At 70.1% G+C, this 6,684-nt stretch carries 8 protein-coding genes; 3 read left to right on the forward strand and 5 right to left on the reverse strand.

All coding sequences use genetic code 11. The annotated features are described in order from the left end of the window. Positions 1–89: 89 nt before the first annotated feature. The gene (locus tag ABZT17_RS44630; RefSeq protein WP_356357922.1) at positions 90–989 is read right to left on the reverse strand and encodes an acyltransferase domain-containing protein; all 900 of its coding nucleotides are present in this window, start codon (positions 987–989) and stop codon (positions 90–92) included. Between the two features lie 102 nt (positions 990–1,091). Between ABZT17_RS44630 and ABZT17_RS44635 the strand changes: the two genes are divergently transcribed. Then, positions 1,092–1,358: a DUF6343 family protein gene (locus ABZT17_RS44635; RefSeq protein WP_356357916.1), complete on the forward strand. Its 267-nt coding sequence runs from the start codon at positions 1,092–1,094 to the stop codon at positions 1,356–1,358. A 24-nt stretch (positions 1,359–1,382) separates the two neighbouring features. Here the strand turns inward: ABZT17_RS44635 and ABZT17_RS44640 are convergent, their stop codons facing one another. From ABZT17_RS44640 to rpsA, 4 genes are all read right to left on the reverse strand, one after another. Beyond that, positions 1,383–1,769, reverse strand: coding sequence for a tetratricopeptide repeat protein (locus ABZT17_RS44640; RefSeq protein WP_356357917.1), 387 nt, complete (start codon positions 1,767–1,769; stop codon positions 1,383–1,385). A gap of 51 nt (positions 1,770–1,820) precedes the next feature. Beyond that, complete coding sequence (coaE, locus tag ABZT17_RS44645; protein ID WP_356357918.1) at positions 1,821–2,450, reverse strand: dephospho-CoA kinase; 630 nt, start codon at positions 2,448–2,450, stop codon at positions 1,821–1,823. 45 nt (positions 2,451–2,495) lie between these two features. Continuing rightward, a complete protein-coding gene (locus ABZT17_RS44650) occupies positions 2,496–3,434 on the reverse strand; it encodes a PAC2 family protein (RefSeq protein WP_356357919.1) in 939 nt (312 codons plus the stop codon). A 267-nt stretch (positions 3,435–3,701) separates the two neighbouring features. After that, positions 3,702–5,198: a 30S ribosomal protein S1 gene (gene rpsA / locus ABZT17_RS44655; protein WP_356357920.1), complete on the reverse strand. Its 1,497-nt coding sequence runs from the start codon at positions 5,196–5,198 to the stop codon at positions 3,702–3,704. Positions 5,199–5,567: 369 nt separating this feature from the next. Between rpsA and ABZT17_RS44660 the strand changes: the two genes are divergently transcribed. Together ABZT17_RS44660 and ABZT17_RS44665 are read left to right on the forward strand one after the other, a co-directional pair. After that, positions 5,568–6,401 (forward strand): class I SAM-dependent methyltransferase, encoded by an 834-nt coding sequence (locus ABZT17_RS44660; RefSeq protein ID WP_356357923.1) that lies wholly within the window; start codon positions 5,568–5,570, stop codon positions 6,399–6,401. 60 nt (positions 6,402–6,461) lie between these two features. Continuing rightward, the coding region (locus tag ABZT17_RS44665; RefSeq protein ID WP_356357921.1) for a hypothetical protein at positions 6,462–6,684 on the forward strand (223 nt) is incomplete at its 3' end.

Below are 6,684 nucleotides of genomic sequence, written 5' to 3' on the forward strand. Positions count from 1 at the left end.
GGCATGGGGGTCCCCCCGCTCGAGCGAAGCCGAGAGTGGGGGAGTGCGTGCCGGGCGTCGTGACGCCGCGGAGATCCACCAGAAGGGCCCTAGAGCGGGAACCACCCGTGCCCGATGTACCAGTGGCCGCCGGTCCGCAGATGGTCGCCGACGGCACGCTCGACGGTCGTGCGCCGGGACAGCGCCTCGATGGAGAGCTCAGGGTCGCCGAAGACGAACTGCACCGGCTCCTTGTCGGACGGCTCCTCGTCCACGCGGGCGATACGGAACCGCTCCTGGAACCGCACGATGTTGGACTCCGCCGGCAGGTGCTCCTTCAACTGCGCGTCCAGCAGCCAGGAGTGGCAGACCCCGGCCCGGTACTTCTCCTCGGGGTAGTGCCGCGCGAAGAACTCGGCGGCCAGCGCGAGCGAGCGGTCGCACGCCCGGGGTGACAGCGGGCCGAGGAAGTCGGGGATGTGCAGGTTCAGACAGAGCGTGCCGGGGCCGGGGTCGAGCCCGGCCGCCGCCAGCGCCGCCCCCGTGCGCTGCCCGAGCCGCGCCCGTTCGAACTGCAGCCGGCCCAGCTGGTACAGCTCGCCCCGGAAGTGGTGCACGAGCCAGCGCGGGGCCTGAACCCCCGCCAGACCGTACCGCCTGCGGTGCACGGCCATGTTCCTGCCGAGGTCGGCGAGAGTGCGCCGGGAGACGTCCTCCGGTACACCCCGCTCGCGGTGGTAGGCCCGCGTGTACGGCAGCGCGGCCACGAACACGTACACCGGGAAGCAGCGGTGCAGCGCCCCCGCGGGCCAGTCCAGCTCGGGCAGCTCGACCCCGCCGCGGATCTCCCCGAGGTCCCGGAGGAGTTCCTCGACCGACGCCTCCAGGACATGCCGCAGCTCGGGGTCGTCGGTCACCCGCCGCCCCATGCGGACGACCTCGTTGATGTCCTCGTGCGGTACGGCGAGGTCGACCAGCACCTCGGCCAGCCCGTCGGCGTCCGGCAGCACGGGTACCCCCTGACTCACGGCCGTGGCTCACAGCCCTGACTCACAGTCTTTGGTGAACGTCCGTCTCGAAGAGTACGTTGCAAGAAGGAGTGGTGATCGGCGATGCGGACGGGCAGTGAACCCACGACCGCGCGCAGTGCGCTGCGGGCGCGGTTCTGGCTGAGCGTGTGGGGACTGGTCTGGGCGATCTTCGGCACGGCGGCCTTCGCCCTAGCCGGACGGCCCGGGTGGGCCGCCGCCTGCGGGGTGCTCTGGCTGGTGATCACCGTCGACCTGACGATCATCCTCAGGCACCTGCGCCAGGGCCCGCACTACCAGCCGGGCCCGGACATCCCCCCGTACCGCCCGCCGGAGAGCCGCCCGCGCTAAGGCCCTAGGGGCTGCCGGCCTGGCTCACGCCGACTCGTCGAACCGGGCCGCCTTCAGATACTGCGGGTTGGGGTCCAGCGCGGCCGCCAGCCGGAAGTGCCGCTTGGCCTGCTCCTGGCGTCCCTGCCGCTCATAGGTGCGGGCCAGCGCGAAGTGCGCGAACGAGTTGTCCGGCTCGCGCTCCAGGACGATCGTGAACTCCAGCTCGGCGGGCCGCAGTTGCGCGGCGGCGAAGAAGGCTCGCGCGCGCAGCAGCCGGGCGGCGGTGTTCTCCGGGTGGGCGGCGATGACCGAGTCGAGCAGTTTCACCGCGCCCCGCGGGTCCCGCGCGTTGAGCAGCTGCTCGGCGGCACGGAAGTCGATGACATGCGTCTCCGGAGTACGTCCGGTCGATCCGCTGGTCTCGGGCACGGCTAGAGTCCTTCCCTCACTGGCAGGGTTCAACGCCCGGAAAGGCACCTGCTATTCCTGAGGCTCCTGGGACGACCCCTCCATGGCACCGGCTCTCCGTACGAGATCGGCCCATACGTCCTTCACCCGGCGCTCCAGCTCCTCCAGCGGTACGTCGTTGTCGATGACGACGTCCGCGATGGCCCGGCGCTGCTCGCGTGAGGCCTGCGCGGCCATACGCGCCCGTGCGTCCTCCTCCGTCATCCCGCGCAGCCGTACCAGCCGGTCGAGCTGGGTCTCGGCGTCGGCGTCGACGACGATCACGACGTCGTAGAGCGGGGCCAGGCCGTTCTCGGCGAGCAGGGGCACGTCGTGCACGACGACCGCGTCCTCGGCGGCGGCCTCCTCCAGCTCACGGGAGCGTCTTCCCACCAAGGGGTGCACGATCGAGTTGAGCACGGCGAGCTGCTCGGGGTCGGCGAAGACGATGGAGCCGAGCTTGGGCCGGTCGAGGCTGCCGTCATCGGTGAGCACGTCCTCGCCGAAGGCCTCCACCACGGCGGCCAGCCCCGGTGTCCCCGGCGCGACGACCTCCCGCGCGATCCGGTCCGCGTCGATCAGCACGGCCCCGCGCTCGACGAGCAGCCGTGACACCTCGCTCTTGCCGGCACCGATCCCGCCGGTCAGGCCCACCTTCAGCATGAGGGGCAGCTTAGGGCCTGGCACTGACAGCGGGAGGGCCGGAGGTCAGTTGTCGCCTTCCCGCTCGGCCAGGAACTTCTCGAACTCCCGGCCGATCTCGTCCGCCGACGGGATGTCCACCGGCTCGGCGAGCATATTGCCCCGGGTCTCGGCGCCCGCGGCGGCGTCGTACTGGTGCTCCAGGCCCTGGACCAGGGCGGTGAGCTCCTCGTCGCCCGCCTGGATCTGGCGGTCGATCTCGGTCTGGGTGCGGTGGGCGTCCGTGCGCAGGGTGTGGGCGATACCGGGCAGGACCAGTCCGGTGGCGGCGGTGATGGCTTCCAGAACCGTCAGGGCCGCGTCCGGGTAGGGCGAGCGGGCGATGTAGTGCGGCACATGCGCGGCGACGCCCAGGACGTCGTGGCCGGCCTCCATCAGGCGGTACTCGACGAGGGACTCGGCGCTCCCAGGGACCTGGGCCTCCTCGAAGGGGCTCTTGTGGCCGGGGACGAGGTCATTGCGGTTGCCGTGCGGGGTCAGACCGACGGGGCGGGTGTGCGGGACGCCCATGGGGATGCCGTGGAAGTTCACCGCCAGGCGCACGCCGAGCCGCTCCACGATCTGCTCCACGGCCTTGGCGAACCGCTCCCACTCGACGTCCGGCTCCGGTCCGGACAGCAGCAGGAAGGGCGCTCCGGTGGCGTCCTGGACGAGCCGCACATCGATGGCGGGCTCCTCGTACTCGGTCCACTGGTCGCGCTTGAAGGTCAGCAGCGGACGGCGGGCGCGGTAGTCCACGAGCCGGTCGTGGTCGAAGCGTGCCACGACCTGGTGGGGCAGCGAGTCCAGCAGCCGCTCGACGATCTGGTCGCCGGTTTCGCCCGCGTCGATGTATCCGTCGAAGTGGTAGAGCATGACCAGACCGGCCGACTCCTGGGCGAGCGCCATGTCGACGACGGCCAGCCCCTTCGGCTCCCATGCGTACAAACCCTGCGGATCAAGCACAGTGACCGCTCCTCCTCGTGTTCGTACGTTTCAACGCGCCCTGAACCAGGGGCATTCCCGCAGCCCCACCTGATCAGCCCTCTCTCGCCCCCTTTTCATGGCGAGCAGAGGGGCGAAGCGCCCCTTCAGGGGCGCGGGACTGTTTCGATTTGCGGCTCCGCCGCGTGGGCGCGACCAGCCCCCACCGGCCCGCAGCCGAAAACACTGAAGGACCGCACCTCGAAAGGTACGGCCCTTCAGTTACCGGCTAAGCCTCAGCGGCAGCTTTCAGCTCTGGCCACCCGCGAGCTTCTCACGAAGCGCGGCGAGCGCCTCGTCGGAAGCCAGCGCACCGGAGGTGTCCGCACCCTCGGAGGAGTACGAACCGCCACCCGCGGCCGGAGCCGCACCCGCGGTGTCGCCACCCTCGGCGGCAGCGGCGGCGTCGGCCTCGCGGCTCTTGATGACCTGCTGCTGGTGCTGCTCGAAGCGCTGCTGCGCCTCGGCGTACTGGGTCTCCCACGCCTCCCGCTGGGTCTCGTAGCCCTCGAGCCAGTCGTTGGTCTCGGGGTCGAAGCCCTCGGGGTAGATGTAGTTGCCCTGGTCGTCGTAGGACGCGGCCATGCCGTACAGGGTCGGGTCGAACTCGACCGACGCCGGGTCGGCACCGAAGGACTCGTTGGCCTGCTTCAGGGACAGCGAGATCCGGCGACGCTCCAGGTCGATGTCGATGACCTTGACGAAGATCTCGTCGTTGACCTGGACGACCTGCTCCGGAATCTCCACGTGGCGCTCGGCCAGCTCGGAGATGTGGACCAGACCCTCGATGCCCTCGTCCACGCGGACGAACGCACCGAACGGAACCAGCTTCGTGACCTTGCCGGGCACGACCTGGCCGATCTGGTGCGTGCGGGCGAACTGCTGCCACGGGTCTTCCTGGGTCGCCTTCAACGACAGGGAGACGCGCTCGCGGTCCATGTCGACGTCCAGGACCTCGACCGTGACCTCCTGGCCGACCTCGACGACCTCGGAGGGGTGGTCGATGTGCTTCCAGGACAGCTCGGAGACGTGGACCAGACCGTCGACGCCACCCAGGTCCACGAAGGCACCGAAGTTGACGATCGAGGAGACCACACCGGAGCGGACCTGACCCTTCTGGAGGGTCGTGAGGAACGTCTGGCGGACCTCGGACTGGGTCTGCTCCAGCCAGGCACGGCGGGACAGGACCACGTTGTTGCGGTTCTTGTCCAGCTCGATGATCTTCGCCTCGAGCTCCTTGCCCACGTAGGGCTGGAGGTCGCGGACGCGGCGCATCTCGACCAGGGAGGCCGGGAGGAAGCCGCGGAGGCCGATGTCGAGGATGAGACCACCCTTGACGACCTCGATGACGGTACCGGTGACGATCCCGTCCTCTTCCTTGATCTTCTCGATCGTGCCCCAGGCACGCTCGTACTGAGCGCGCTTCTTGGACAGGATGAGGCGGCCTTCCTTGTCCTCCTTCTGGAGGACCAGGGCCTCGATCTCATCGCCCACGGCGACGACCTCGTTCGGGTCGACGTCGTGCTTGATGGAGAGTTCGCGGCTCGGGATGACGCCTTCGGTCTTGTAACCGATGTCGAGCAGGACCTCGTCCCGGTCGACCTTCACGATGACGCCGTCGACGATGTCGCCGTCGTTGAAGTACTTGATCGTCTCGTCGATCGCGGCGAGGAAGGCTTCCTCGTTACCGATGTCGTTGACCGCTACCTGCGGGGTGGTTGCGGTGGTCTCGGTGCTGCTCGTCATGTGGGAAAGGGCTCCGGTACGGACATTGAAGTCGTAGGTACTGCTACGCCGGGAGCCCGTATCGCTCTGAAGAAGCCGGACAGCCAAGGAAGCGCCAAACCAGTGACTGGTGATGGCGCCTCGACAACCGAGGGGACATACAACAGATGCGAGCGCAGCCTGCTACGTCTGAGGTGCGCAGGCCCGCAGCGCAACTTGTAGCATACGGGGGCAGCCGGACAGGGTCAATGCGCGAAGGCGCACACCCGGGGCGGATCGCCGCATACCCGGCACAAGAACTGTCTCTGGAGGCCACGCGGGCCTGAGACACCTCTTCCGTGACACCCCTCGGGTGACCGGATTGGAGGGAAGAGTACGACGAGGGAGCCGATCATCCAAGACCCCGTTTTCCCCGAGGCCGCGACCGGATCGGTCGAGCCCGAGGCCACCCGACGACAGGCCGACGTCGCCGAGAGCGCCCGCGCCAACCGCGGCTGGTGGGACCGCAACGCCGACGAGTACCAGGTGGAGCACGGCACGTTCCTCGGGGACGACCGTTTCGTCTGGGGCCCCGAGGGTCTCGACGAGGTGGAGGCCGAGCTGCTCGGCCCGCCGGAGGACCTCAAGGGCAGGGACGTGCTGGAGATCGGCGCCGGCGCGGCCCAGTGCGCGCGCTGGCTGGCCGCGCAGGGCGCCCGCCCGGTCGCCCTGGACATCTCCCACCGCCAGCTCCAGCACGCCCTGCGCATCGGCGGCACGTTCCCCCTCGTCTGTGCCGACGCCGGCGCCCTCCCCTTCGCGGACGCGTCCTTCGACCTGGCGTGCTCGGCGTACGGGGCGCTGCCCTTCGTGGCCGATCCGGTCCGGGTCCTCACGGAGGTGCGGCGGGTGCTGCGCCCCGGCGGCCGCTTCGTCTTCTCGGTGACCCACCCCATCCGCTGGGCGTTCCCCGACGAGCCCGGCCCGGAGGGCCTGTCCGTCTCGGCCTCCTACTTCGACCGCACGCCCTACGTGGAGCAGGACGAGGAGGGCCGGGCGGTCTACGTGGAGCACCACAGGACGATCGGCGACCGCGTCCGGGACGTGGTGGCCGGCGGCTTCCGGCTGGTCGACCTGGTCGAGCCGGAGTGGCCGGCCTGGAACACCTCCGAATGGGGCGGCTGGTCACCGCTGCGCGGCAACCTCATCCCCGGGACGGCCGTCTTCGTGTGCGCACGCGACTGAGCGAGGCGACTGGGGAGGCCGTACGACAGGCGGCCCGGGAGGGCGTACGACACTAGGGGCGTGATCCGTTACGACGCCCTGGACGCGCTGCCCGTGCGCGGCGCCCTGCCTGCCCTGGACGACGCCCTGGAGGGACTCGGCACGGCGGTTCTCGTGGCGCCGCCGGGGACGGGCAAGACGACCCTCGTGCCGCTGGCGCTGGCGGGGCTGCTGACCGGCGCCCCCGCACGCCGGGTGGTCGTCGCCGAGCCCCGCCGGATCGCGGCCCGTGCCGCCGCCCGGC

The organism is Streptomyces sp. NPDC005648 (assembly GCF_040605395.1).
Lineage (GTDB): Bacteria > Actinomycetota > Actinomycetes > Streptomycetales > Streptomycetaceae > Streptomyces.